Genomic DNA, 24,668 nt, shown 5'->3' on the forward strand with positions numbered 1-24,668 from the left:
TGCGCAAATATGTTGCAAAGCAGCGCCCTGCGACGCCATCTTGAGTGCGATATGCTGCGTCAGTACGAACTCGTCGATCGCGTCCTCGATTACGATCCCAACGCCAATGAGGCGCTGCTTAACCGCGCATACGTGTTTTCGATGCAAGCGCATGGCACCCAGAAGCGCGCCAATGGCGACCCGTATTTCAGCCATCCGATCGAAGTCGCCGGCATTCTGACCGACCTGCATCTCGATGACGAGACGATCGCGACCGCGATCCTGCACGACACGATCGAGGATACCGTCGCCACGCCCGAGGAGATCACGCGGCTGTTCGGGCCGAGCGTGGCGCGGCTGGTCGATGGCGTCACCAAGCTCAGCAAGATCGAGGCGCAGACCGAAAACGAGCGCGCCGCCGAGAATTTGCGCAAATTCCTGCTGGCGATGTCCGACGACATTCGCGTGCTGTTGGTCAAACTCGCCGACCGGCTGCACAACATGCGCACGCTCCACTTCATCAAAAGTGAGGACAAGCGTCGCCGCATCGCGCGCGAGACGATGGATATCTACGCGCCGCTCGCCGAGCGGATCGGCATGTACGAATTCATGAAGGAGATGCAGACGCTCGCCTTCGCCCAGCTCGAACCCGAAGCGTATGAATCGATTACGATCCGGCTCGCGCAGCTCAAGGAAGGTGGCGGCGACCGCATCGCCAAGATCGGCTCGGGCCTGAAATTGCTCCTATCCCGCGCCGGGATCGAAGCCGAGATTTCGGGTCGCGAGAAGCATCCTTATTCGATCTGGAAGAAGATGGCCGAGCGGCACATCAGCTTCGAACAGCTCTCCGACATCATGGCGTTCCGCGCGATCGTCCCGACCGAGGAAGCCTGTTACGCCGCGCTGGGGACGATCCACCGCCGCTGGCCGATGGTGCCGGGGCGGTTCAAGGATTACATCTCGACCCCCAAGCGCAACGGCTATCGCTCGCTCCACACCTCGGTGATCCACGCCGACAATACCCGCGTCGAAATCCAGATCCGCACCGCCGCGATGCATGAGGAAGCCGAAATCGGTCTCGCCGCGCACTGGGCGTACAAGCAAAACAAGGTCCGCCCCGACACGCAGCATAGCTGGATCACCGATCTGGTGGAGATCCTCGACACTGCCGAGTCGCCGGAGGAACTGCTCGAACATACCAAGATGGCGATGTACCAGGATCGCATCTTCGCCTTCACGCCGAAGGGCGAACTGCACCAATTGCCCAAGGGTGCCTCGCCGATCGACTTCGCCTACGCCGTCCACACCGATCTGGGCGATCAGGCGGTGGGGGCGAAGATCAACGGGCGCGTCGTCCCCTTACGCACGGTCATCGAAAACGGCGATCAGGTCCAGATTCTAAGATCGAAGGCGCAGGAGCCCCAGCCCGGCTGGATGAACTTTGCGATCACCGGCAAAGCGCGCGCCGCGATCCGCCGCCATTTGCGCCAGAAGGAACGCGACGAAACGCAGTCGCTTGGGCGCAAGATGTATGATGAGTTGGTCTCGCGCCTGCCCGCCCCGCTCGCCGCCAATGCAATGGCGGTGGCGCTGCAGCGGCTGAAGGTCCCCGACGAACTTGCCCTGCTCGAGGCAATCGCGCGGCGACGCATCCCCGATCGGGCGGTCATGGAGGCGCTGATGCCGGGATCGGCCGGAACGGACGCCTTGCGCGATCTGCCACCGCAATCCTCCGCCATTTCGATCCGCGGGCTGACCGCCGGGGTTGCCTTCGATCTGGCCGAATGTTGCCACCCAGTGCCCGGCGACCGCATCGTCGGCCTGCGTCGCCCCGACGCCGGGATCGAGGTGCATACCATTGATTGCCCCGTGCTCGCCTCTGCCGACGATGCCGATTGGGTCGATCTGTCATGGGGCGACAAGACCGAGGGCGCGACCGCGCGCATCTCGCTCGAGGTCAAGAACGAACCCGGCGCGCTGGGCACGATCGCGACGATCATCGGCGCGCAAAAGGCCAATATCGTCAATCTCCGGCTCGACAATCGCGACACCGGATTCCACACCAACACGATCGACATGGAAGTGCATGACGTCCACCATCTGATGCACGTCATCGGTGCGCTCCGCGCGGCAGATGCCGTCAACGCCGTGACGCGCGTCTGAACTTCCGCAGCCAGCCTCCGCGCGCAAGTTCATCATGACGCACGCGGACGGATTCGCTATGCCCGCGCAATGACCCGCCCAGCCCTCTCCGTCGTCATCCCCTGTTACAATGAGGCCGCCTGCCTCGACCTGCTGCACGCCCGCGTGTCAGCGGCGGCGCGGGCGGCGGTGGGCGAGGATTACGAGATCCTGTTCATCAACGACGGATCGAAGGATGACAGCTGGCCGGTGATGCAACGCCTCGCCGCCGCCGACCCGCGGCTGGTCGTCATCAATCTGTCGCGCAACCACGGCCATCAATTGGCGCTGACCGCCGGACTCGATCTGTGTTCGGGCGCGCAAATCCTGATCATCGATGCCGATCTGCAGGATCCGCCCGAATTGCTGGGCGACATGCGCGCAGCGATGACTGCAGCTCAGGCCGACGTGATCTATGCCGTGCGCCGCTCGCGTGAGGGCGAGACCTTGTTCAAGAAAGCCACCGCTGCCGCTTTCTATCGCTTGCTCGATCGCGTCACCGATACCGCGATCCCGCTCGACACCGGCGATTTCCGGCTGATGAGCCGGCGGGCGCTCGATGCGTTCCTGGCGATGCCCGAACAGGCGCGCTTCATCCGCGGGATGGTCGCCTGGGTCGGCTTTCGTCAAGTCCCCTTCCCGTATGACCGCGCCGAGCGCCATGCGGGTGAGACCAATTATCCGCTGGGAAAGATGATCGGGCTCGCGCTCGACGCCGTCACCGGCTTTTCGACCGCACCGTTGCGTTTCGCCAGCCATGCCTCGGTGCTGCTCGCCGGGGCGTCGCTTTTGTTGCTCTTCTACATCGCCTGGGGCTTTTTCGAAGGCGCGCCAGTGCAGGGGTGGACCTCGACCATGCTCGTCGTGGTGGTGCTGAGCGCGGCGCAAATGTTCGTGCTCGGCATGATCGGCGAATATCTCGGGCGGCTCTACGTCGAATCGAAGCGCCGCCCGCTCTATCTGGTCGCAGACGTAGTCGGGCCGGTGCAAGGGCGCGCGACGCTGGGATATCGCGCCGAACCTATACCAACCGTTCGCCCTGAGCCTGTCGAAGGGCTGCTCTCCGCACATCCGACGGCGCAGGAGGAAAGCAGTGCTTCGACAAGCTCAGCACAAACGGAAAACTAGGTCGCTTTCCGGACCGAAGCGAGCGTCACGATCGAAACACCGGGGGTGAGCGGTACCCTGCCGACGAGGTGACGTTCCAGCCGAAAGATCCGCTCGAACAGCGCGTTGAGCACGGCCGGCGGGGGTGAATCGTCGCTATCGTCCTTGCCGCGCAACCGCCCGGCGATCCGCGTCGCGGCGGCCAGCGGAAACAGCAAAGAGTTGAACCAGCGCAAGCCATTATGCGTGAGCCCCGCCTGGCCGATCGCCGCGGCGAGCGTCGCCTTCGAATAACGCCGGTGGTGGTGATTGACGACGTCGTGCGCGCTCCACAGCCATTGGTGCGCGGGGACAGCGATCAGGATCTTGCCGCCGGGTTTCAGGCATTCGCCCATCGCCTTCAGCGCGGCGACATCATCTTCGATATGTTCGACCACGTCGAGCACCGCGATCAGGTCATAGGCCCCACGCTCGATCCCCGGCAGTTCGGGCAGCGGTGCATCGCCGACTGGCGCACCGAGCCGTTCGCTGGCGATCGCGCGCGCCGCGGGATCGATCTCGATCGCCTCGACCGTGCCGAAGGCCCCGAGCATCGGCAGATTGTGCCCCGTCCCGCAGCCGATCTCGAGGATACGCGCATCCTGCGGCAAACCGCCTTCGCGCGTCAGATAATCGGCGAGGATGTCGCGCCGCGCACGGTACCACCAATGCGTCGAATCGTGCGCCGCCATGCGATCATAAACGATGCGGTCCATCAGGCGCGCTTCATCAGATTTGGGACCATTATTTGAAAACCAACTGACGGTTGAGGAAGAAGGTGAACACCGTCGCGCAAGCAACCGCGGGTAGCAACGGCACCATCGGCGCATAGCCGAGCTTTGCCGTCCCGATCCAGGTAATCAACCCGTTGAGCGCGACGCCTGACGCCTGCACGCCGACGAATTTGACGTGGCGGAGCGGATCGGGGTCGCGCGTTGCGTGCCCCTTGAAGCTCCACCGACTGTGCAGGAAAAAGCCCACCGTCACCGCCACGGCGAAGGCGAACGGGACGGCATAGACGGCGTGTCGCTGTTCGAACACATAGCGCGTCAGCGGCCAATAGACCGCGATATAGATCAGCGTCGTGATCACCCCGGATATGCCGAAGCGGATCACCTCGCCGAGCATCCCGCTTGCCCGCATTTGTTCAATTTGTCGGTGAAGTGCCGTCACGTTTTGCCTCGAGGGGCGCTTGCCCTTTACGCCTGCGCCAGTAGAGCGCGATGATGGTCGAGGGAAGCACTTTGCACGCGCGCAATCGGTTCACGCAGGCGCTGGAGCGCGACTGGGTCTCGCTCAGCCTGCTGGCGTGGTTCGGCGTCGCGGTCTATTTCGTGGCCCAACGCTGGACCGGCATCCATTTCCTGCAGCTTGGCGACACCGACGATAATATGCGGCTGATGCAAGTCCGCGCGTGGCTCGGCGGGCAAGGCTGGTACGATTTGCGCCAATATCGGCTTAATCCGCCCGGCGGTTTCGACATGCATTGGAGCCGGATCGTCGATCTGCCGATCGCCGGCCTGATTTTGCTGCTGCGGCCGTTCGTGGGTGCGCGCGAGGCCGAGATGCTGGCGTGCGGCATCGCGCCCTTGCTCCCGCTGGCGATCACCTTCCTCGCGATCGGGGTGACGGTGCGACGGCTGGTGAGCGTCTATGCCTGGCCGCTCGCGATCCTCCTGCTGCTGTGCTGCACGGCGACCATGTTGATGTATATGCCCGAGCGGATCGACCATCACGGTTGGCAGCTCGCGATGCTGAGCCTGACCGTTGCAGGCCTGTCCGACCCCAAGGGAATGCGTGGCGGCGCGATCGTCGGGCTGGCCAGCGCGGTGTCGCTTTCGATCGGCCTCGAAATGCTGCCCTACGCCGCGATCGCAGGCGCGATCCTGAGCTTACGCTGGGTATGGGACCGCGCCGAGGCGCCGCGCCTGACGCTCTACGCCCTGACGCTCGGCGCCGGCAGCGCGCTTGGCTACGCGCTGTTCGCCTCCTACGCCAATGCGGCCCTGCGCTGTGACGCGCTGACGCCGGTGTGGCTGAGCGTGATGGTCGTGGCGGGGGCGCTGCTCTTCGCGCTGGCCTGGGCAAACCCGCAGAATCGCTGGGTCCGGCTCGCGCTCGCGGTCGCGGCGGGGGCGGTCATCGTGGTGGGTTTTGCGCTCGTCTTCCCGCAATGCCTCGGCCGCCCCGAACAGGCCTCGCCTGAATTGCAGAAGAACTGGCTCAACATGATCCGCGAGGCGCGGCCGATCTACGCGCATCCGTTCCGCGTCGCTTTCCCCGTCGCGGTGCTGCCGGTCGTCGGCGTGATCGGGGCGGCGGTCGCGACATGGCGCGCGCGCGGCACCGCGCTTGGCCTGGCATGGGCGACGGTCTTGCTGTTCGTCACCGGTGCCGCCCTGCTCCTGCTGTGGCAAGCACGCGCCGGGCCTGCCGCGCAAATGCTCGCGGTCCCCGGCGCAGTCGCGCTCGGCTGGATGCTGGTGCCATATTTCCAGGGCAGGAATTCGGCACTGGTGCGCGTACTCGGCACGGTTGCCGTGATCCTGCTGATCGGATCAGGGCTGTTCGCCGGCCTCGCGATCCGTTTCCTGCCGATCGACCGCCCCGACAAGCGCACCCAGATCGTCGACCGCGCCAGCGGCATGTGCCCGACGATGAGCGCTTTGCGCCCGCTCGACCGCTATCCGGCGCAGACGATCTTCAGCTTCGTCGATCTGGGTCCGCGGATCATCACGATCACGCATCACAAGGCGGTGGCAGGCCCGTATCACCGCAATGGCGACGCGATCCTCGACGTGCAGCACGCCTTTTCCGGCACGCCCGAGAACTTCCGCACGATCGCCAAGCGCCACGGCGCGACGCTGCTGCTGGTATGCCCCAACATGGCCGAATCGACGATCTACCGCGCCCGCGCGCCCGGTGGCTTTTACGACCAGCTCGCGCATCGCAAGGAATTCGACTGGCTAGAGCCGCTGCCGATGCCGAAGAAGTCGCCGCTCCGCCTCTGGCAGATAAAATAGCCTGCAGTCAGCTTAGCCGAGGCTGATCTTAACCCCGTCGATCACGAACTGCACCGCCAGCGCCGCGAGCAGCACGCCGAGCAGCCGCGTGATCACCGCTTCGATCTTCGCCCCCAGCACGCGCATGATCGGCCCCGCCGCAAGCAGCGCAACCAACGTCAGCAGCAGGATCGTCGCCAGCGCGCCGAGCACCACCAGCGAGCGTTCGATCCCCTCATTGCGGCTCATCAGCAGCATGACCGAGGCGATCGACCCCGGCCCCGCGATCATCGGCATCGCCATCGGGAAGATCGACACGTCCTCGACCTCGGGCGTGGCGGCGACCTTGGCGGCGCGGTCCTCGCGCCGCTCTGTGCGCTTTTCGAACACCATTTCGAGCGCGATCAGGAACAGCATGATCCCGCCCGCGATGCGGAACGACGCGAGACTGATCCCGAGACCCTTGAGCAGCGCCTCCCCAAACAAAGCGAACACGAACAGGATCGCGGCGGAAACCAACACCGCGCGCAACGCCATCGCCCGGCGATGCGCCACGCTCGCCCCGCTGGTCAGCCCGGCAAAGATCGGCGCACAGCCCGGCGGATCGATCACCACGAAAAAGGTGATGAGCGAGGAGATATAGAGTTCGATCATGGCTTTGATGCCGAGGGTGGGGCAATCCGGTTCCAGACGGCGTAGCCCCAAGCGGAGCCCTCCCACGTTACGACAAGGAAATCGCGTCCACCGTTCTGCCCGATATTCCAGCCCCAGATCAGCGTGCCGTCGTTCGACGACCCGTCGGCAGACCCCGCTTCACTCGTTATGAAGACGTCGCGTGGCGGCGGGAGATTCGTGGGCTTGCAGGAGGCGCGCATTGTTGTTGGTCGGGCCCGTGATTTAACCCGCGCCGTTTCGCTCGCGTCCCCGCTATCGACGATCCACTTCCAGCCGCCATCCCGCTGCCGCTGCCACACCGTAGAGAAATGGCCGACCGCGCCGTCGGGCCGCTGCCACCCGCCGGTATTGACCGCCATCGACCCGTCGCACGAGACATAGCTCGCGGTCGGCCACCACGCGATCGCCTTGGCCGGGTCCGTGCGGTCCTTCAGCCATGTCTGCGCATTGATTGGTTGCGGCACGAACATCGTCGCATCGCTCGCCGCCCATTTGCGGAAGGCGGTCCATTGCCCGAGCGTCTGCGCATCGGCGGCAAAGGCGCGTTCGGCGTCGAGGGCTGACCCAACGCCTTTGGTTGGGAGGGCAGAACCCGCCCCCTCTTCCGTTCGCCCTGAGCTTGTCGAAGGGCCGCTGTCCGCGCGCGCCACCAAGGGGGCTTCGACAGGCTCAGCCCGAACGGGTGCTGGGGAAGCGGTGGCAAGGAGCAGCGAAGCGAGAATCACAAATCTCCCGCGCCCGCGACGCCCTCGCGCCGCTCCGCCGAGATCAGCGTGTTGCGCAGCAGGCACGCGATCGTCATCGGGCCGACGCCCCCGGGAACCGGCGTCACCGCGTTCGCCACGCCCATCGCGCCCGCAAAATCGACATCGCCGACGAGGCCAGCCTCGGTGCGGTTGATGCCAACGTCGATCACGGTCGCGCCCGGCTTGATCCACTCGCCCTTGATCATCTGCGCGCGGCCCACCGCCGCCACGACGATATCGGCGCGCTTGACCACGCTCGACAAATCGCGCGTGCGCGAATGCGCGACCGTGACGGTGCAGCTTTCGGCGATCAGCAATTGCGCCATCGGCTTGCCGACGATGTTCGAGCGGCCGATCACCACCGCGTCGAGGCCTGACAGATCGCCAAGCTGGTCCTTGAGCAGCATCACGCAGCCAAGCGGCGTGCACGGCACGAACCCCGCCATTCCGGTCGCCAGCCGCCCGGCATTGACCGGGTGGAAACCGTCAACATCCTTGTCCGGGTCGATCCGGATCAGCACCGCGCGCTCATCGATATGGCCGGGGAGCGGCAATTGCACGAGGATGCCGTCGATCGCGGGATCGGCATTGAGCGCGTCGACCAGATCGATCAGCGCATCCTGCGGCACATCGGCGGGCAAACGGTGCTCGACGCTGACCATCCCGGCCTCGCGCGTAGCGCGGCCCTTGTTGCGGACATAGACGGCGGAGGCGGGGTCCTCCCCCACCAGCACCACCGCCAGCCCCGGCGCGCGCCCAGCCTGTTCGACGAAGGTCGCGACCCGGTCGCCGACGCGGGCGCGGAGGCCAGCGGCAAAGGCTTTGCCGTCGATGATCGTGGCCGTCATGTCGCCTCCCCAGGTTCAAAGCGTGGCGAGCCACCCCGCCGCAACGCCGTCAGCCGGCGCTTGACACCATTTGGTAGAGCCATGGCAAGACCGCGCCGCTAAAGATCCGGATCAGGATCAAGACGATCAAGGGCGCGAAATCGAGCGTGCCGGTATCGGGCAGCATCCGGCGGATCGGCCGGTACATCGGCTCGGTGACGGTGTTGAGGCCGTTCCAGATGCTGCGGACGAATTCGTTATAGGTGTTGATCACGTTGAACGAGATCAGGATCGACAGGATGAACTGCACGAAGATGATCCACCAAGCGACATCCAGCAAAATCTGGACGATGTTCAGGATCATGACGAAGAAAGAGGCCAAAACGCTCTCCAGTGGATTAAGAGATTAATACACGACTCGATCGATGCTCTGCAAGGCTCACCTTTACCGCCGCACGAGCGTGCCTGCACCGCGCTTGGTAAAGATTTCCAGCAGCATCGCATGCGGCACGCGCCCGTCGAGGATGACCGCGGCATCAACCCCGCCCTCGACTGCGCGGACGCATGTCTCAAGCTTGGGGATCATCCCGCCGCTGATCGTACCGTCAGCGCGCAACGCGGCAACGTCGGCGGGGACGAGATCGGTCAGCAAATCGCCGCTCTTGTCGAGCACGCCCACCACGTCGGTCAACATGAACAATCGCTCCGCCCCCAAGGCCGCGGCGATCGCACCGGCCATCGTATCCGCATTGATATTATAGGTCGCGCCATCCGCGCCGAGTCCGACCGGCGCCACCACCGGAATAAAACCGTCGCGCGCCAGGTTGATCAGGATCGACGGGTCGACCGCAACCGGATCGCCAACAAAGCCGAGATCGACATGCCGCTCGATCCCCGAATTGGGATCGGGCTCGCGCCGCCCACCGACCTTTTCCGCGACGACCAGGTTCGCATCCTTGCCCGAAATGCCGACCGCGCGGCCGCCCGCCTGCCCGATCCAGCCGACGATTTCCTTGTTGATGCTGCCCGCCAGCACCATTTCTGCGATCTGCGCGGTCTCGGCATCGGTGACGCGCAAACCATCGATGAAGCGCGATTCGACGCCGAGGCGCTTGAGCATCGCGCCGATCTGCGGCCCGCCGCCATGCACCACCACCGGGTTGATGCCGACCGCCTTCATCAACACTACGTCTTCAGCGAAATCGCGCGCGAGTTCGGGATCGCCCATCGCGTGCCCGCCATATTTTACGACGAAGGTCTTGCCGGCGTACCGCTGCATATAGGGCAGCGCCTCGACGAGCGTTTCGGCCTTGGCGAGCAGTTCTGGGGCGGGGCTGTGGTCGGTCATGGGAGCATCTTCTTACTCCCCTCCCGCTTGCGGGAGGGGCTGGGGGAGGGGCTGGGGGAGGGGCTGTAAGCGCCATGCCCTCCCCTAGCCCCTCCCGCAAGCGGGAGGGGGATTTTCAAGCCCGATCCAGCCACCGCCCGATGCCGACCGCAAGATAGATCAGCGGTGGCACGAGAAGCGCCGACAACACGACCTTGGTCAGCATCTGCCCAGCGAGCAATTGCCCGATCGGGAACACGCCCCAAAACGCGATCGTCACGAACAACAAAGTATCGACGATCTGGCTGAGCACGCTGGCAAGCCCTGCGCGCAGCCACAGCATGCCGCCGCCCGCAGTGCCGTCGCGGCGTAACCAGCTGAAGATCGTGACGTTGAGCGTCTGCGAAATCCCGTAGGCGACGATCCCGCCCGCCCAGATCCGCGGCGTACCGCCCATCATCAGCGCAAAGGCATCGCGCCGCGCCGGTTCCATGTCGGCCGCGGCGGGGGCGGCGAGCACGACGATCGACAGCAGGATCGAGGCGATCAGCGGCACGAACCCGATCCGCACCAGCGTATTGGCAACGGCTCGCCCGTGCAGCTCGGCCACCGCGCTCGACACAACCACCAGCAGCAGGAAGGCGAAAATCCCCGCCTCGACCGCGAGCGGCCCCAGCCCGACCACCGGCCCGAGCGCCGAGATCGGCCCCAGCGTGACTTGCTTGTTGCCGAGCACGCCCGCGATACAGACCATGCCGCCGTAGAAAATCGAGAAAGCGAAGAGCGAGCGCGGGATGCCGCTGGTCGCATTTTGGGCAGGTGTTTCCATCGCGGCAACGCTAGCCGGTTTCGCCCGCGCGTCAAATCGCAACGTCGACGCTTGAGTCGCCCCCCTACCCTCCGTCACCCCGGCCCTGTGCCGGGGTCCACCGAGCAGCACGCGCCACGCTAGCTGTTCGACGCCGTGCCAAGCCGCGTGGTGGACCCCGGCACGAGGCCGGGGTGACGCGGTTGGTTCGGCGGCATCCCCCCAACCTATCAATCGGCTCTAGCCCCAAGCGCGCGGCCCTGTATGGTGCCCGCTTTCGCGCGGGGGGACCGCGTGGGCGGATTCAAACGCGAGTGGCGCAGTTCATGGGCTCTTTTTCGATCGGCATCCTCGGCATCGCCGTCATTCTCGGCCTCGCCCTCCTGCTGTCGAGCAACCGCCGCGCGATCAGGCTGCGCGTGGTCGGCGCGGCGTTCGCGCTGCAGATCGGCATCGCGGTGCTGGTGCTGAAAATCCCGGCGGGTGTCGCGGCCTTGCAATTCCTGTCGGGCGGCGTGTCGAACCTGCTCGGCTATGCGCATAACGGCGTCGATTTCCTGTTCGGCCCGCTCGCGCGACCCGAGATCGGCGGCAACAGCTTCGCGATCGCCGCGCTGCCGGTGATCATCTTCTTCGCCAGCCTGGTGTCGATCCTCTACTACCTCGGCATCATGCAGTTCATCGTGCGCTGGCTCGGTGGCGCGATCGAATGGGTGATCGGCGTGTCGAAGGTCGAGGCACTGTGCGCGGCCGCCAACATCTTCGTCGGGCAAAGCGAATCGCCGCTCGTCATCCGGCCTTATCTCGCGGGGCTCACCCCGGCGCAGCTCTTTACCGTGATGACCAGCGGCATGGCGGGCGTCGCGGGGACGATCCTCGCGGCCTATGCGTCGATGGGGATCCGCATCGAATATCTGCTCGCGGCGAGCTTCATGGCGGCGCCTGCCGGCATCCTGATGGCCAAGATCATGATGCCCGACGAGCCGGTGCCGCAGGGCGAACTCCCGCTCGGCGACCATCCTGAACAGCAGATCAAGCTGGCCGAGACCCGGATCAGCGGCGCGGGCCCTGCCGCGCTCCTTCCCGAAGGCACGCCGGGCGAGCCGATGCCGCAAGCCAGCCATGACGAGGAAAAGCCCGCCAATCTGATCATGGCGGCAGCACAAGGTGCGCAGACCGGCGTGAAGCTCGCCGTCGCGGTCGGCGCGATGGTGCTAGCGTTCGTCGCTTTGGTCGCGCTCGCCAACGGCATCCTCGGCGGGATCGGCGGCTGGTTCGGCTATCCGACGCTCAGCTTCCAGGGGCTGCTCGGCACGGTGTTCGCGCCGATCATGTTCCTGCTCAACATTCCGTGGAACGAAGCGCAGATCGCGGGGGGCCTGTTCGGGCAGAAGATCGTGCTCAACGAATTCGTCGCCTATATCAGCCTCGGCACGCAAAAGGGCCTGAGCGAGCACACCATCGCGGTGGTGACCTTTGCGTTGTGCGGTTTCGCCAATTTCTCCTCGATCGCGATCCAGATGGCGGTGACCGGGAGCCTGGCCCCGAATCAGCGCCCGATGATCGCCAAGCTCGGGTTGAAGGCGCTGGCGGCGGGGTCGTTGGCGAATTTGATGTCGGCGGCGTTGGCGGGGTTGTTGATCGGCTGACTTGTTCGTCACCCCGGCCTCGTGCCGGGGTCCACCTTGCCGCGCATTCAACGCTGAAATTTCACACACTGCTTGCTGCACGGTGGACCCCGGCACGAGGCCGGGGTGACGGTAAGGGACGGTCGGCGCTCGTCCAATTGCGGGCATGAGCCGCGTGCGGCATGGTCGCCTCGTGACACTCCTCCGGTTCCTCATCGTCGCGATGCTTGCAGGCGTGGGATCGGCGTGCTCGCCGTTAATCCCATCAACGGAGTGCAAAGGTATGTCTCATCCGCTTTCGGTGCAGTTGGCCCGACACCAGAAGAGTGGCATGCTGAGCCGTTCTGTTCGCTCGGAGCAGGAAAACTTCGCTTCTGACACCGCCACAGTCCCCGAGGACCCTACAGGTTATGTAGCGAAGGTTAGCTTTACGGGCAAAGATGGTCGGAAGCTTATCGGACTAATCGATGAGGACTGCTATGTCGGGTGGACCACGACGGACTGATCGTTATCGCTCACGCCAGAAATTGGCTTGGCTTAACAACGCACCCCCACCCCCTACCCCCGCCGCAACATCGCCTTCTTCAACCGCGCATGCGCCGAGGCCTTGATCTGGCACACCCGCGCCGCCCCGACCCCGATCACTTCGCCAATCTCCTCGAGGTTGAACTCCTCGACATAATACAGCTGAATCACCAGCGCCTCGCGCTCGGGCAAGGACGCGATCGCCGCGATCAGCGTGTCGCGTTCCTCGCCTTCGGATAATTGCGCGAACGCATCGGGCTCGTCGCTCGCGAACCACGGGCCTTCGTCGGAATAGACCTCGTCGATCGCCTCGAAGCGCATCGGCTGGGCGTTGGCGTATTCCAGCCGCAGTTTTTCGCGGCTGACCCCGATCCGCGACGCCACTTGCGCCTCATCGGGCGCACGCCCCAGTTCCGCCGCCAGCGCCGCGACGGTCTGCGCATAGACCCGCTTGCGCTGCATCGCGCCGCGCGTCAGCGTCGCCGAGCGGCGGAGCGCATCGATCATCGACCCGCGTACGCGCGTGACGAGATATTGCTCGAACGTCACTTGGCCGCGCTCCTCGAACCCGTTCGCCGCCTCGACCAACGCGACCAGCCCGATCTGGACGAGATCCTCGACCTCGACCGCCGAGGACATACTGCCATGCACATGCCACGCGATCCGCCGCACCAGTGGCAAATGCTTCCTGGCAAGCACGTTCAGATCGGGCGCAGCGGTGCGGCCATAGGTCAGCGGCATAGCTTCGGCGAAGGCGGCGAAATGGGGCTGGGCGGTCATGCGGGGAGGGCTCCAGGGGCGCCGATCACGGCGACGACTTCGACCGATTTGTCTTCCGGCACTTCGAAGAAGCTCATCACCGGCAAATCGGGCAGGCAGGTCTTGACCAGCTTGCGGATCGCGAGGCGGATCGCCGGCTGGACGACGAGCGCGAACGGCTTGGCCTCATCGACCAACGGCTGCGCTGCGTTTTGCAGCGCCTCGACGATGCGGCGGCCGAGATCGGGTTCGATCGTGTGGCGGCGCGACGGATCGTTGCGCAACGCTTGGCCGAGCAAGCCTTCGAGCTGTCCCTCCAGCGTCATGACGCGCAACGGCTCGCGCACGCCGCAGAGCTTGCCGATGATCAGCCCGCCGAGATCGGGGCGGATCGCCTCGATGATATCCTCGGCGTCGAGCGACTTCTGCGCGGCGACCGCGATCGCGGCGGCGATCCGGCGGAATTCCTTGAGCGGAATATTCTCCGCCAGTAGCCCGCGCAGCACTTGCGTCAGCGTCGTCAGCGGCAGCGGGTTGGGCGAGAGCGAGGCGACCAATTGCGGGTTACGCTCCTTGAGGCCATCGAGCAGCGCCTGGACATCGTCCGCGCCGAGCAGCTCGGCGGCATGCACGCCCAATTGATGGTTGAGGTGCGTCGCCACCACCGTACCCGGATCGACCACGAGATAGCCCGCCCCCGTCGCCGCATCGGTATCGCCAGCCGCGATCCACACCGCGTCGAGCCCGAAGGTCGGGTCCTTGGCGCGCTTGCCCATCAACCCGCCGACCGCTTGGCCGGTATCGAGCGCAAGCATCTCATCAGGCGAAACGCTATCCTCACCGACGACCACGCCGCCAACCAGGATGCGATAGGCATAAGGCGGCAAATTGATATCGTCGCGCACGCGCACTTGCGGGATGACGAAGCCCATGTCCTTCGACAATTGCCGCCGCACGCCCGTGATCCGCCCCATCAGCGGCGCACCGCGACGCTCGTCGACCAGCGGCACCAGGCCGTACCCGATGTCGAGGTTCACCTGCATCGTGTCGGTGACTTCGTCCCAGCCGATCTTCGAATAATCGATCGCTTCGGCCGGGACCGTGACGACCGGGGGTGGGCGGAGTGCCGCCTGCCGCATCCGCCACGCCGCGAACCCGGCCAAAGCGGCAGCGGGCAGGATCACCAGATGCGGCATCCCCGGCATCACGCCGAGCAGCGCCAGAATGATCGCGACCGGCGTCCACGTCCGCGCCGAGCCGAACTGGCTGCCGATCTGGCCTGCCAGATCCATGCTCGAGGTAACGCGCGTCACGATTGCGGCGGCGGCGATCGACAGCATCAGCGACGGGATCTGCGCAACGAGCGCATCGCCGATTGCGAGCAGCACATAATTGTGCGCGGCACCGGCAATCGTCATGCCGTGGCTGACGGGGCCAAGGATCAGCCCTCCGACGATATTGGCGAACAGGATCAGCAGGCCCGCGACGGCATCGCCCTTCACGAACTTCGACGAACCGTCCATCGACCCGTAGAAATCGGCCTCGGTCGCCACTTCGATGCGGCGTGCCTTGGCTTCCTCAGGGGTGATCAGCCCGGCGTTGAGATCGGCGTCGATCGCCATCTGCTTGCCCGGCAGCGCGTCGAGCGTAAATCTCGCGGAAACTTCGGACACGCGCCCCGCGCCCTTGGTCACCACGATCATGTTGATGATGACGAGGATCGCGAAGACGAACAGGCCAACGACATAATCGCCGCCGATCAGAAAGGTGCCGAACGCCTCGATCACATGGCCCGCAGCACCCTCGCCCTCATGCCCATGCACCAGCACGACGCGCGTCGAGGCGACGTTGAGCGAGAGGCGAAACAGCGTCGCGAACAGCAGCACCGTCGGGAAAGCGGAGAAATCGAGCGGCTTCTGCGCATTCAGGCTGACCATCAGCACGGCGAGGCTGATCGTGATGTTCATGATGAAGAACACGTCGAGCATCGCCGCCGGGATCGGCACGACCATCAACACGACCAGCAGCAGGATCGCCACCGGCAAGGCGGCGGAGCGCAGTAGCGGCAACACGCCGCCAGCCTTTGCGGAATTCAAAGCAATCGCCACGCGTTACGCTCCCAGGCTCGCCAGCATCATGTACGCCAGCCGCGCCGTGTTCGGTGTCGGCCGCAGCAAGCTTGCCGTCTCGACCCGGTTCGCCTGGCCGACGGTGCCACTCAGCCGTTCGAGCGTCGTCTGCGCCCACACCGCCGCATCGGAGGTCGAACCCTCATTATTGCCAGGAATGACGTCGGCGCCCCATTGCCCCAGCCGCGTCGTCATCAGCGCAGGCGTCATCGCCGGCATGCTCGCGCCGCCGACGCTCCGTTCGAGCTTGGCCCCGAAGCGGCTGTAGATTTCGGAAAGCGAGCGCGCGTCGCCGCTGGCATCGTAAAAGACATTGCGATTGGCGTGCGCCGCCGCCGGGAACATCGCCGCGCCCGATCGATCGGGCGACGCCTGCATCGCCGTCAGGAAAGACCGCGCACCGCCCAGCCCGAGGAAGTGCGCCATGTAGAGATCGGTGCCGGTCGCGGTCCGCCCGGTCGCGGTTTCCAGCGCAGCCTTATTGTCGCTGGCATGTTCGGCCGCCATCAGCGACGCGGCGTTGGGGTCCTTGCGCAGATCGAGGATCGCCTTGCGCATCGCCGGATCGGCGACCGTCGCGCGGCCGCTGGCGGTGGTCGAGATCGCGTTCGCCGCCCAGCCAAGGCCGTGCTCCGTCCCATGCGCCTTGACCACGCGCAACCAGCTCTGGTCGATGAACTGGTACAGCCCACTCGCGCTCGATGTGCCGGCCCGCGCATCGGCGCGTAAGCCACTCTCGAGCTTGGCCTGGCCGAGCAGATAGTTGAAGTCGATCCCAGTCTTCTGACTGGCATTGGCGATCGCGTTGCGCACCGCACCGCCGCCAAGGCTCTTCGCCTCGTTGACCGCCCCGTTCAGGATCGTGAGTGGATTGAAAGGCATCGGTCCCCAGCTGAATCGCCTGTGTTCAGGGCAACATCAGCAAGAGCCGTGCCATTTTTGTGAGGCGCGGTGCCGGCACCGCTGTGAGACGCGCCCTTCCGCGCGCCTCACCACATCACGCGTACGCGGCCATCCCCATGCCGGGACGATACACCGCGCCCGGTGCGCTACCCACCGCCACCCCGGCAGAACCGGTCAAGGTTTGCAGGCGGCGGCGAACATTTGCCGCCATCAGGTTGACGTAGATCCGGCATGTCTCGTTCAGCCGCTGTGCTTCCTCGGCCAGCCCGCGCAGCTCATCGCCCGCGGGCGCAGTGCCGAACGCCGCCACCGCCTCGATCGCGGCGAGCTTTTCCTGCGTTGCCGCTTCCAGCCCGACGACATCATTGACCTTCAGCGCGGCGATCTCCGCGTGAAGGGCTTCGATCACGCCGATCAGCGCATCACGCCGGGTGCCCGCAAAGGTCATTTCGTGGGGCTCCAATAGAGTTTCAGCGCGAGCATGCGGTCGGCGATCGTCTCGGGCGTGATCGGATAGGTACCGTTGCGCACCGCGCGTTTCACTGCCTCGACCCGCTTTTCATCGACTGGTGCTGCCTTGCCGAAATCGAACGCCAGCGCCGAGAGCTCGAGTTGCTTGGCCGCCGTCTCGGTCGGCCGGGCCGCAGCGTTCGCGGTTTGCGACGTTGGTGCAACGGGCACGACCAGCCGGTCTTGCGGTAACACGGCCTTGGCTCCGATCGACTCTATCATGGCTGCACCTTTTGGGTTTCGCTGACAGAGATAGAAACGACCGAGATCGACGGACCTTAAGAAATACTTCCAAAGATTATTCGGTCCAACCCGGCAACGTCGCGCGGCCCCCGGCGATCGCGACCGCCTGGACCGGCGCGCGGGTCTGGTCGACCTTCACCAGGAAACGCCCGCCCACGACCGCGTCCCCCGCCGCCACGCCTTCGCGCGTGATTGAAAAGCCGGGCGACCCCGCGCTGATCGTCACCGGATCGCCGCGCTTGATGACATAGACCGGGCGGATCGGCTGCGGCGCCATGGTCGGCTCGATCACCAGCGGTGCCGCCGCTTTCGGCGCGACCGCGGGCATGCGCATCGGCACGAACAGCCGCCATTCGGGCCCGGTGCAGGTCACCACAACGGCATCGTGCGCGTCGGAACGCCACCCCATCGACACCATCGGGCAGGAAGCGAGCTTCAAGCGAGTATCGACCGGCGTGCGCGCGCCACCGTCGTCACCAATGCCGTGCCCGGCAAAGGCGGCAACGGCGCGGTCGATCGCGACAGTGTCCTGAAACGTCGACGCGGCGGCGAGCGGGGTCGCGCCAAAGGCGAAAAAGGGGACGATCGAAAGAAGAGCGAAGCTACGCGACATGGCTTTATCCCTGGATGAAGCGGCAAAATTGGGGTGCCGGGCGGCGGATCATTGCCGCCCGCTGGCGTTCGGCACGGCAAAACCGGTCGTGACGGTGACGGCGCGACGACCAGGCCGGGCGGCAGAAAGCGTGATGCGGTCGGCGGGCACGGCGTGCGCCAGGATCAACGCGGTGGCGACGGCACGCGCGCGGTCGGCGGCGAGCACCGCGCCGCTGCCCGTCACCGGGTCGACGTCGCTTGGGCTTCCATCGACCGCGCCCGCCACGCGCAGGATCACGCGGCCATCGCGCGTCGAGTCCCGCGCCCAGCCGATCAGCGCGTCGGGCGCTTGCGGCAAATCCGCCGATCCGGTGGCGAAACCGCCGATCGATCCAGCGGACACCGCCATCGGCTCCGCGGCGGGCGCCGCCGTCTGAACCCCGAATCCCTCACGAATCCCCTTGGCCAGCGCGCGCTGGTCGAGCTGCTGGCTCGCCTGCAAAAACACGAAGAAGCCGACCAGCAGCAGCGCGAGATCGGCGAGCGTCATCAGCCACACCGGGCGCGCGGGCGCGGCATCGGGAAGCTCCAGATCAAGCGCGAAATTGCTCATGCGACCTCCGCCAGATGCGCACCACGCGGCTGTTCGCGCGTGGCGAGCGCGATCAACGGCGCATCGAGCCGCAAGCGCTCGACCGCCTCGTCGCGCGCGTGGCGACGCAAGCGCGCGGCGATCGGCGCGAGCCCGAGATTGGCGAGCAACGCGCCATATAAGGTGGCGAGCAGTGCGACCGCCATCGCCGCACCGATCGCGGCAGGATCCTGCATTTTCACAAACATCCCGACCAGGCCGATCAGCGTACCGACCATGCCCATGGCCGGCGCGGTGTCGGCGGCGGCGCTCCAGAATTCGCATACGGCAACGGCCCGTTCGTTGCGCGCGCGGTGACGCTGGCGCAACAGCTCGGCGACCTCATCGGGGGTCGCGCCATCGACGATCGCGGCGACCGCTGCGGCCATGTCGGGATCGGCAATCACCGATTTATCGAGCGCCATGACCCCGTGCCGCCGCGCGATCCGTCCGAACGCGCCGATCTGTTCGAGCAGCGGGTCGGCCTCGAACGCCCGCGCGAACAGCGTGCCGAGCGCACCGAGCGCGCGGATCACGTCGCGCAGCGGCGTCCGCAGGATCGCTGCGGCCAGCGTCCCGCCGCCGACGATGGCGAAGGCGATGGGATCGAGAAAGGGGGCGAGCAAGGCTGTCATCGCGCGAACGCTCTGCAAGGGCCGGGCCAGTTCCGACCATCACCGTCACCCCGGCCTTGTGCCGGGGTCCACCTAGCCGCGTGCGCGTCCCGTATTGCCGCCCGCTGCACGCGCCGCGTGGTGGACCCCGGCACAAGGCCGGGGTGACGGAAAGAGCGGCAACCCGCTTGCCGCCAACCGGCAAGACCTTGCCGCTTTACCGCCTCAACACCCCCCTCCCCGGCCTCAGGCGCATTTGGCACGGCCTTTGCTGATACCCCATCGCGCAATAGGGCGTGAGGAGATGGGCGATGCCCAGCAACGGTCTTTCCGGGGGTCTTTTCGGGGTACATGGTGCGGCACTCGAAGTGCGCTCGCAGCGCATGGGCGTGCTCGCCTCCAATATCGCCAACGCCTCCACCCCGGGGTTCAAGGCGCAGGACGTGGATTTCAAGAAGGCGCTCGCCTCGCTCGAGAATGCGGCGAGCACCGGCGGCAACGCCAGCATCGCGGGCGCGCTGCAATATCGCGTGCCCTCGCAGCCTTCGCTCGACGGCAATACCGTCGAACTATCGACCGAACAGACCGCCTTCGCCGAAAACGCGGTCGCCTATCAGACGACGCTGTCCTTTCTCAACGGGCGCATCGGTCAGATCACCCGCGCGCTGAAGGGCGAATAAGCATGGCTGACCAACCCCTCACCATTTTCCAGGTCGCCGGGCGCGCGATGTCGGCGCAGCTCGTGCGGATGAACACGACCGCCTCCAACCTCGCCAACGCAGGGTCGGTCACGTCGAGCGCGGACACCGCGTATCGCACGATCAAGCCCATCTTCCGCACCGAATATGACAAGGTCTCCGGCCTCGCCACCGTCAATGTCGAAAGCATCGTCACCGCAGGCGAAGCGCCCGCGAAGCGTTACGACCCATCGCACCCGATGGCCGACAAAGACGGCAATGTGTGGGAATCGGCGGTCGATGAAACGCGCGAGCTGGTCGACATGATGGAGACCGCGCGCAACTACCAGAACAATGTCGAGGTCATGCAGACCGCCAAGTCGCTGATCCTCGATACCCTCAAGATGGGACGCTAAATCATGGCCTCCACGTTCGATACCACGCTGACCAACCTCGGCATCAACCGCTCGACCAGCAGCACGGCCGCCACGGCGACCGCAAAATCCTCGTCGCTCGGCACGTCCGATTTCCTCAAGCTGCTCACCGCGCAGTTGCAGAATCAGGACCCCTTCTCGCCGACCGACAACAGCCAGATGGTCGCGCAACTCGCCCAGATCACCAGCACGTCGGGCATCGCCGATATGGGTGCCACGTTGAAGGAGATACAAACCAAGCTCGGCGCGACCAGTACGTCCGACGCGCTGGCCTATGTCGGCAAGACGATCCTGACCGAGGGCGCCACCGCCTACGGTCGCACCAGCGGTGGCCTGGCCGGCGCGGTCGAGCTCGACGGCGACGCGAGCGACGTGTCGGTGTCGATCCGCGACGCGAACGGCCAAGTGCTCAACACGCTGCAACTCGGCGCGCAGAAGGCCGGGACCGTCTCCTACGATTGGGACGGCAAGACCGCCGATGGGGCCGCGGCCGGAAGCGGCCCGTTCACCGTCGCGGTCTCCGCCGCCAACGCCGGGGCCAAGGTCACCAGCCGCGGGCTCGTCTGGGCGCCCGTCGCCGCCGTCTCGGTGCCGGCGAGCGGCAGCCCCACTCTCACCGTGCCGGGTCTCGGCACCGTTGCCGTCAGCGCCGTCCGCCAGGTCGGCTGAACCCGTTTTATCCGAATTCGATAAGGAGCAAATCCCATGTCCTTCTACACATCCTTGAGCGGCCTCCAGGCGGCCCAGACCGAGCTTTCGACCGTCTCGCACAACCTTGCCAACGTTTCGACCAACGGCTTCAAGAAAAGCCGCACCGATTTCGCCGACGTGATCGCCTCCAGCATCGCGACCGATCCGACCAAGCTGGTCGGATCTGGCACGGTGGTGAAGGGCAACCGCCAGCAATTCACCGAGGGCAATCTCAAGACCACCGGTTCGGCGCTCGATCTCACGGTCAGTGGCGACGGTTTCTTCGCGGTCAAGACCGCCGGGCTCAACGCCACCACGGCATACACCCGCAACGGCGCGTTCCAGGTCGATCCCGCGACCAAGAATATCGTCGATGCGCAAGGCTCGGCACTGCTCGGCTATCCGGTCGACGCCAAGGGCAATGCCACGGCATCGGGCGCGGACGGCCTGGTACCGCTCAATCTGCCCGAAACCAGCGGCACGCCGGCGGCCACCGCCAATGTCGCGCTGAAGGTCAATCTTTACGCCGCCGCCTCGACCCCGGCGCCCGCGTTCGATCCCACCAACGCGTCGAGCTACAACAGTTCGACCACAACGACGATCTACGATTCGTCGGGCAAGGCGAGCACGCTCACCAATTACTATGTCCATACCGGCGCGAACGCCTGGAACGTCCACAGTTATGTCGGCGACCAGGCGCTGAGCGTCGGCGGGTCGAGCGCGGGCACGCCCGTCACCTTTGACGCGAGCGGCAACATCACCGCGCCAGCCGGGCCGGTCAGCTATGACGCGTTCACCCCGACGACGGGCGGCGTAGCGCAGACGCTCGCGTTCAGCCTCACCGGATCGACGCAGAAATCGAGCGCGTTCTCGGTCGATGCCCGCACCACCGACGGCGCTTCGGTCGGCGAATTAGCCGGCGTTTCGGTCAATGCCCAGGGCATCGTCGCCGCCAATTATTCGAACGGCGACACGGTCAATCTCGGCAAGGTCGCGCTCGCCAATTTCGCCAACCCGACGGGCCTGCGCCAAACCGGCAACAGCTATTGGTCGGCCAGCGGCATTTCGGGCCAGGCGGCACTCGGTGCGGCCAATGAGAATGGCTACGGCTCGCTGCTGTCGGGTACGCTCGAGGGATCGAACGTCGACATCACCGAGGAGCTGGTCAGCCTGATCGCGGCACAGCGCAATTTCCAGGCGAATGCCAAGGCGCTCGATACCGCGAGCCAGATTTCGCAGACGATCTTCCAGATCCAGGGTTGAGCGGGAGCTAATCGGAGCAGCACATGGACAAATTGGTCTATACCGCGGCCTCGGGCCTCAAGGCGCATCTCGCGTCGCAGGCTGCGATCGCCAACAATATGGCGAACGTATCGACGATCGGCTTTCGCGCCGACCGCGTGGTGTTCGACCGGCTATCGCTGCAAGGCTCCGCTTTCGACACGCGCACGCCGGCTTCGGCCGAAGTCGCCGATGCCGATCGCAAACCCGGCACGATGCAGCAGACCGGGCGTGCGCTCGATATCGCGATCCCCGGCGAAAGCTGGCTCGCGGTACAATCGACCGATGGGACCGAGGCGTATACCCGCCGCGGCGATCTCCAGATCGCCCCGTCGGGCGTGCTGCAAACGGGCGATGGCTTCCCCGTGATCGGGTCGGGGGGCCCGATCACGCTGCCGCCGGTGCAAAGCATCTCGATCTCCAACGACGGCAAGATCTCGATCGTCCCGGTCGGCGGCGACGCACGCAACCCGCAAGTCATCGACACGCTCAAACTGTCGAGCCCGAAGGGCAGCGAGACGGTCAAGGGCACCGATAACCTGCTGCATGTGAAGGGTGGCGGCGTGCTGCCGGCCGATCTCGACGCGAAGATCGAAACGGGCATGCTCGAGGGATCGAACGTCAACATGACGCAAGCGCTGGTCGACATGATCGAGAATCAGCGCGCCTATGAGGTCCAGGCCAACCTTATGAAATCGGTCAAGGAATTGGATGAAAGCAGCGCGTCTCTGATGCGCCTGCCGGCTTGAGAGGAATAGACCATGGGTAGTGCAGCCATGCATATCGCGCGGACCGGGCTTGATGCCCAGGACATGCGCATGCGCGTCATCTCGAACAACCTCGCCAACGTGAACACGACCGCGTACAAAAAGGATCGCGCAGCATTCGAGACGCTGGCGTACCAGACGGTGACCGCGCCCGGCGCGCCGAGCACGGCGGAATCCAATTATGCCACGGGGCTCAACCTCGGCACCGGCGTGAAGATTCAGGGTACAGCCCGGATCGATACGCAGGGCTCGTTCCAGCAGACCAACAACAGCCTCGATCTCGCGCTCGACGGCGACGGCTATTTTCAGGTGCAAATGCCCGGCGGCACGCTCGGCTATACCCGCGCCGGCAATTTCTCGCGCTCGCCCGAAGGCCTGTTGATCACATCCGAAGGCTATCAGGTCCAGCCGGGCATTACGGTGCCAGAGGGCGCGACCGCGATCACGATCGGCACCGACGGCACCGTCTCGGCGACGATCCCGGGGCAAAGCGCCTCGACCGAGCTCGGCCAGATCCAGATTGCGGGCTTCCCCAATTCTGCCGGGCTGCTGAGTAAAGGCGACAACTATCTGGTCGAAACATCGGCTAGCGGCGCCGCCAACCTCGGCATCGCCGGGCAGGACGGGCGCGGCAACATCCGCCAGGGGCAGCTCGAAGGCTCAAACGTCAACGTCGTCGAGGAGCTCGTCGACATGATCGAGACGCAGCGCGCCTATGAGGTCAATTCCAAGATGATCTCGGCGACCAACGAAATGCTACAATATGTTAACCAACATTTCGGTAGCTAGTGGCATGAAGTCCTTCGCTCTTCTCGCCACGGCCTGCGCCGCTTGCCTCGTCACCGTCGTGGTCGCAACCGACCCGGCGGATGCGAGCATTTTCGGCAAGAAGAAGCCGCCCGTCGATTTCTCGGCGGCGCTGCCCCCGCCCCCACCGCCGCCACCGCCGGTGTCGACCGGCTCGATCTTCCAGGTGTCCGATGGCTATGCCGCTTTGTACGAAGGCACGCGCGCGCGCCGCGTCGGCGATCCGCTGACGATCGTGCTGGTTGAACGCACCGCCGCCTCCAAATCCGCCAGCTCGAAGCTCGATTCGGGCGGCGGCCTCAGCATCACGCCGCCGACCACCGGCAGCCTTGCGCTGTTCCAGGGGACCGATGCGAGCATCAGCAGCAAGCGCAATTTCGGCGGCACGGGTGCCACCGACCAATCGAACACGCTGTCGGGCGAAGTCAGCGTCACGGTTAGCCAGGTCCTGCCGAACGGCACGATGCTGATCCAGGGGCAGAAGCGCGTTACGCTCAACCGCGGCGACGAATTCGTCCAGATCAAGGGCCTGATCCGCGTCGCCGATATCGACGCCGACAACCGCGTCCTGTCGACCCGCGTCGCCGATGCGCAGATCGCCTATACCGGCAAGGGCGACGTCGCCCGCGCCAGCCGCCAGGGCTGGCTCGGCCGGTTTTTCTCCGTGGTGAGTCCGTTCTGATGCGCAACCTGATCGCCCGCCTGTCCCCCTTCCCCGTTCGTGCTGAGCTTGTCGAAGCACAGCGTGCAACAGGCGAGCGCGTGGGTGTGGCACAGGCCCTTCG

At 65.5% G+C, this 24,668-nt stretch carries 27 protein-coding genes; 11 read left to right on the top strand and 16 right to left on the bottom strand.

Annotation, left to right across the window (positions count from 1 at the left end):
* The first annotated feature begins 51 nt into the window (after nt 1–51).
* On the top strand, nt 52–2,142 hold the full coding sequence (locus tag HMP06_RS12705) for a RelA/SpoT family protein (protein ID WP_176497404.1): 2,091 nt from the start codon (nt 52–54) through the stop codon (nt 2,140–2,142).
* A gap of 69 nt (nt 2,143–2,211) precedes the next feature.
* On the top strand, nt 2,212–3,288 hold the full coding sequence (locus tag HMP06_RS12710) for a glycosyltransferase family 2 protein (protein ID WP_176497405.1): 1,077 nt from the start codon (nt 2,212–2,214) through the stop codon (nt 3,286–3,288).
* On the opposite strand, the gene HMP06_RS12715 is transcribed toward HMP06_RS12710, so the two are convergent.
* The gene (locus HMP06_RS12715; RefSeq protein WP_176497406.1) at nt 3,285–4,022 is read right to left on the bottom strand and encodes a class I SAM-dependent methyltransferase; all 738 of its coding nucleotides are present in this window, start codon (nt 4,020–4,022) and stop codon (nt 3,285–3,287) included. The genes HMP06_RS12710 and HMP06_RS12715 overlap by 4 nt on opposite strands.
* Before the next feature lie 28 nt (nt 4,023–4,050).
* Nucleotides 4,051–4,449 (bottom strand): GtrA family protein, encoded by a 399-nt coding sequence (locus tag HMP06_RS12720; RefSeq protein WP_232089662.1) that lies wholly within the window; start codon nt 4,447–4,449, stop codon nt 4,051–4,053.
* A gap of 83 nt (nt 4,450–4,532) precedes the next feature.
* On the opposite strand from HMP06_RS12720, the gene HMP06_RS12725 reads away from it, so the two are divergent.
* The gene (locus tag HMP06_RS12725) at nt 4,533–6,329 is read left to right on the top strand and encodes an AcrB/AcrD/AcrF family protein (RefSeq protein WP_176498532.1); all 1,797 of its coding nucleotides are present in this window, start codon (nt 4,533–4,535) and stop codon (nt 6,327–6,329) included.
* Between the two features lie 12 nt (nt 6,330–6,341).
* On the opposite strand, the gene HMP06_RS12730 is transcribed toward HMP06_RS12725, so the two are convergent.
* The 6 genes from HMP06_RS12730 to HMP06_RS12755 all read right to left on the bottom strand — a co-directional run bounded on the left by HMP06_RS12730 (nt 6,342) and on the right by HMP06_RS12755 (nt 10,712).
* On the bottom strand, nt 6,342–6,962 hold the full coding sequence (locus tag HMP06_RS12730; protein ID WP_176497407.1) for a MarC family protein: 621 nt from the start codon (nt 6,960–6,962) through the stop codon (nt 6,342–6,344).
* Nucleotides 6,959–7,633: a hypothetical protein gene (locus HMP06_RS12735; protein ID WP_176497408.1), complete on the bottom strand. Its 675-nt coding sequence runs from the start codon at nt 7,631–7,633 to the stop codon at nt 6,959–6,961. Before HMP06_RS12735 ends, HMP06_RS12730 begins: the two co-directional genes overlap by 4 nt.
* A 71-nt stretch (nt 7,634–7,704) precedes the next feature.
* Nucleotides 7,705–8,577, bottom strand: coding sequence for a bifunctional methylenetetrahydrofolate dehydrogenase/methenyltetrahydrofolate cyclohydrolase FolD (gene folD, locus HMP06_RS12740; RefSeq protein WP_176497409.1), 873 nt, complete (start codon nt 8,575–8,577; stop codon nt 7,705–7,707).
* 49 nt (nt 8,578–8,626) lie between these two features.
* Complete coding sequence (locus tag HMP06_RS12745; RefSeq protein ID WP_332103001.1) at nt 8,627–8,938, bottom strand: YggT family protein; 312 nt, start codon at nt 8,936–8,938, stop codon at nt 8,627–8,629.
* A 63-nt stretch (nt 8,939–9,001) separates the two neighbouring features.
* Complete coding sequence (argB, locus tag HMP06_RS12750; RefSeq protein WP_176497410.1) at nt 9,002–9,904, bottom strand: acetylglutamate kinase; 903 nt, start codon at nt 9,902–9,904, stop codon at nt 9,002–9,004.
* 115 nt (nt 9,905–10,019) lie between these two features.
* Entirely contained in the window at nt 10,020–10,712 is a 693-nt protein-coding gene (locus HMP06_RS12755) for a queuosine precursor transporter (RefSeq protein ID WP_176497411.1), read from the bottom strand.
* Nucleotides 10,713–11,017: 305 nt separating this feature from the next.
* Here HMP06_RS12755 and HMP06_RS12760 point away from each other — a divergent pair, with 305 nt between their 5' ends.
* A complete protein-coding gene (locus HMP06_RS12760; protein ID WP_176497412.1) occupies nt 11,018–12,340 on the top strand; it encodes a NupC/NupG family nucleoside CNT transporter in 1,323 nt (440 codons plus the stop codon).
* Nucleotides 12,341–12,877: 537 nt separating this feature from the next.
* Here HMP06_RS12760 and HMP06_RS12765 read toward each other — a convergent pair.
* The 8 genes from HMP06_RS12765 to HMP06_RS12800 all read right to left on the bottom strand — a co-directional run bounded on the left by HMP06_RS12765 (nt 12,878) and on the right by HMP06_RS12800 (nt 19,248).
* Nucleotides 12,878–13,624 (bottom strand): sigma-70 family RNA polymerase sigma factor, encoded by a 747-nt coding sequence (locus tag HMP06_RS12765; protein ID WP_176497413.1) that lies wholly within the window; start codon nt 13,622–13,624, stop codon nt 12,878–12,880.
* The gene (gene flhA / locus HMP06_RS12770) at nt 13,621–15,672 is read right to left on the bottom strand and encodes a flagellar biosynthesis protein FlhA (protein WP_176498534.1); all 2,052 of its coding nucleotides are present in this window, start codon (nt 15,670–15,672) and stop codon (nt 13,621–13,623) included. Before flhA ends, HMP06_RS12765 begins: the two co-directional genes overlap by 4 nt.
* A gap of 42 nt (nt 15,673–15,714) precedes the next feature.
* Complete coding sequence (locus HMP06_RS12775) at nt 15,715–16,614, bottom strand: lytic transglycosylase domain-containing protein (RefSeq protein ID WP_176497414.1); 900 nt, start codon at nt 16,612–16,614, stop codon at nt 15,715–15,717.
* Between the two features lie 115 nt (nt 16,615–16,729).
* Nucleotides 16,730–17,083, bottom strand: a complete 354-nt coding sequence (locus tag HMP06_RS12780; RefSeq protein WP_176497415.1) for a flagellar protein FlgN — start codon at nt 17,081–17,083, stop codon at nt 16,730–16,732.
* The gene (flgM, locus tag HMP06_RS12785) at nt 17,080–17,367 is read right to left on the bottom strand and encodes a flagellar biosynthesis anti-sigma factor FlgM (protein ID WP_176497416.1); all 288 of its coding nucleotides are present in this window, start codon (nt 17,365–17,367) and stop codon (nt 17,080–17,082) included. Before flgM ends, HMP06_RS12780 begins: the two co-directional genes overlap by 4 nt.
* A 76-nt stretch (nt 17,368–17,443) precedes the next feature.
* Nucleotides 17,444–18,001 carry a flagella basal body P-ring formation protein FlgA gene (locus tag HMP06_RS12790; RefSeq protein ID WP_176497417.1) on the bottom strand — a complete coding sequence of 186 codons (558 nt, stop codon included), beginning with the start codon at nt 17,999–18,001 and terminating at the stop codon, nt 17,444–17,446.
* Between the two features lie 48 nt (nt 18,002–18,049).
* The gene (locus HMP06_RS12795; protein WP_176497418.1) at nt 18,050–18,595 is read right to left on the bottom strand and encodes a flagellar motor protein MotB; all 546 of its coding nucleotides are present in this window, start codon (nt 18,593–18,595) and stop codon (nt 18,050–18,052) included.
* On the bottom strand, nt 18,592–19,248 hold the full coding sequence (locus HMP06_RS12800) for a motility protein A (RefSeq protein WP_176497419.1): 657 nt from the start codon (nt 19,246–19,248) through the stop codon (nt 18,592–18,594). Before HMP06_RS12800 ends, HMP06_RS12795 begins: the two co-directional genes overlap by 4 nt.
* A gap of 290 nt (nt 19,249–19,538) precedes the next feature.
* Here HMP06_RS12800 and flgB point away from each other — a divergent pair, with 290 nt between their 5' ends.
* Genes flgB through HMP06_RS12835 form a run of 7 tightly spaced genes read left to right on the top strand, consistent with a single transcriptional unit; the run spans nt 19,539 to nt 24,565 of the window.
* Nucleotides 19,539–19,907 carry a flagellar basal body rod protein FlgB gene (gene flgB, locus HMP06_RS12805; RefSeq protein ID WP_176497420.1) on the top strand — a complete coding sequence of 123 codons (369 nt, stop codon included), beginning with the start codon at nt 19,539–19,541 and terminating at the stop codon, nt 19,905–19,907.
* Nucleotides 19,908–19,909: 2 nt separating this feature from the next.
* Nucleotides 19,910–20,320, top strand: coding sequence for a flagellar basal body rod protein FlgC (flgC, locus tag HMP06_RS12810; RefSeq protein ID WP_176497421.1), 411 nt, complete (start codon nt 19,910–19,912; stop codon nt 20,318–20,320).
* A gap of 3 nt (nt 20,321–20,323) precedes the next feature.
* Nucleotides 20,324–21,007 (top strand): flagellar hook assembly protein FlgD, encoded by a 684-nt coding sequence (locus HMP06_RS12815; protein WP_176497422.1) that lies wholly within the window; start codon nt 20,324–20,326, stop codon nt 21,005–21,007.
* Between the two features lie 36 nt (nt 21,008–21,043).
* Entirely contained in the window at nt 21,044–22,291 is a 1,248-nt protein-coding gene (locus HMP06_RS12820; protein WP_176497423.1) for a flagellar hook protein FlgE, read from the top strand.
* A 23-nt stretch (nt 22,292–22,314) separates the two neighbouring features.
* Nucleotides 22,315–23,058 carry a flagellar basal-body rod protein FlgF gene (flgF, locus tag HMP06_RS12825; RefSeq protein WP_176497424.1) on the top strand — a complete coding sequence of 248 codons (744 nt, stop codon included), beginning with the start codon at nt 22,315–22,317 and terminating at the stop codon, nt 23,056–23,058.
* 12 nt (nt 23,059–23,070) lie between these two features.
* Nucleotides 23,071–23,865, top strand: a complete 795-nt coding sequence (flgG, locus tag HMP06_RS12830; RefSeq protein WP_176497425.1) for a flagellar basal-body rod protein FlgG — start codon at nt 23,071–23,073, stop codon at nt 23,863–23,865.
* Nucleotides 23,866–23,869: 4 nt separating this feature from the next.
* Nucleotides 23,870–24,565 (top strand): flagellar basal body L-ring protein FlgH, encoded by a 696-nt coding sequence (locus HMP06_RS12835; RefSeq protein WP_232089664.1) that lies wholly within the window; start codon nt 23,870–23,872, stop codon nt 24,563–24,565.
* Nucleotides 24,566–24,668: the final 103 nt, after the last annotated feature.

Origin of the sequence: Sphingomonas sp. HMP6 (assembly GCF_013374095.1) — a bacterium.
In the GTDB taxonomy this organism is placed as follows: domain Bacteria; phylum Pseudomonadota; class Alphaproteobacteria; order Sphingomonadales; family Sphingomonadaceae; genus Sphingomonas.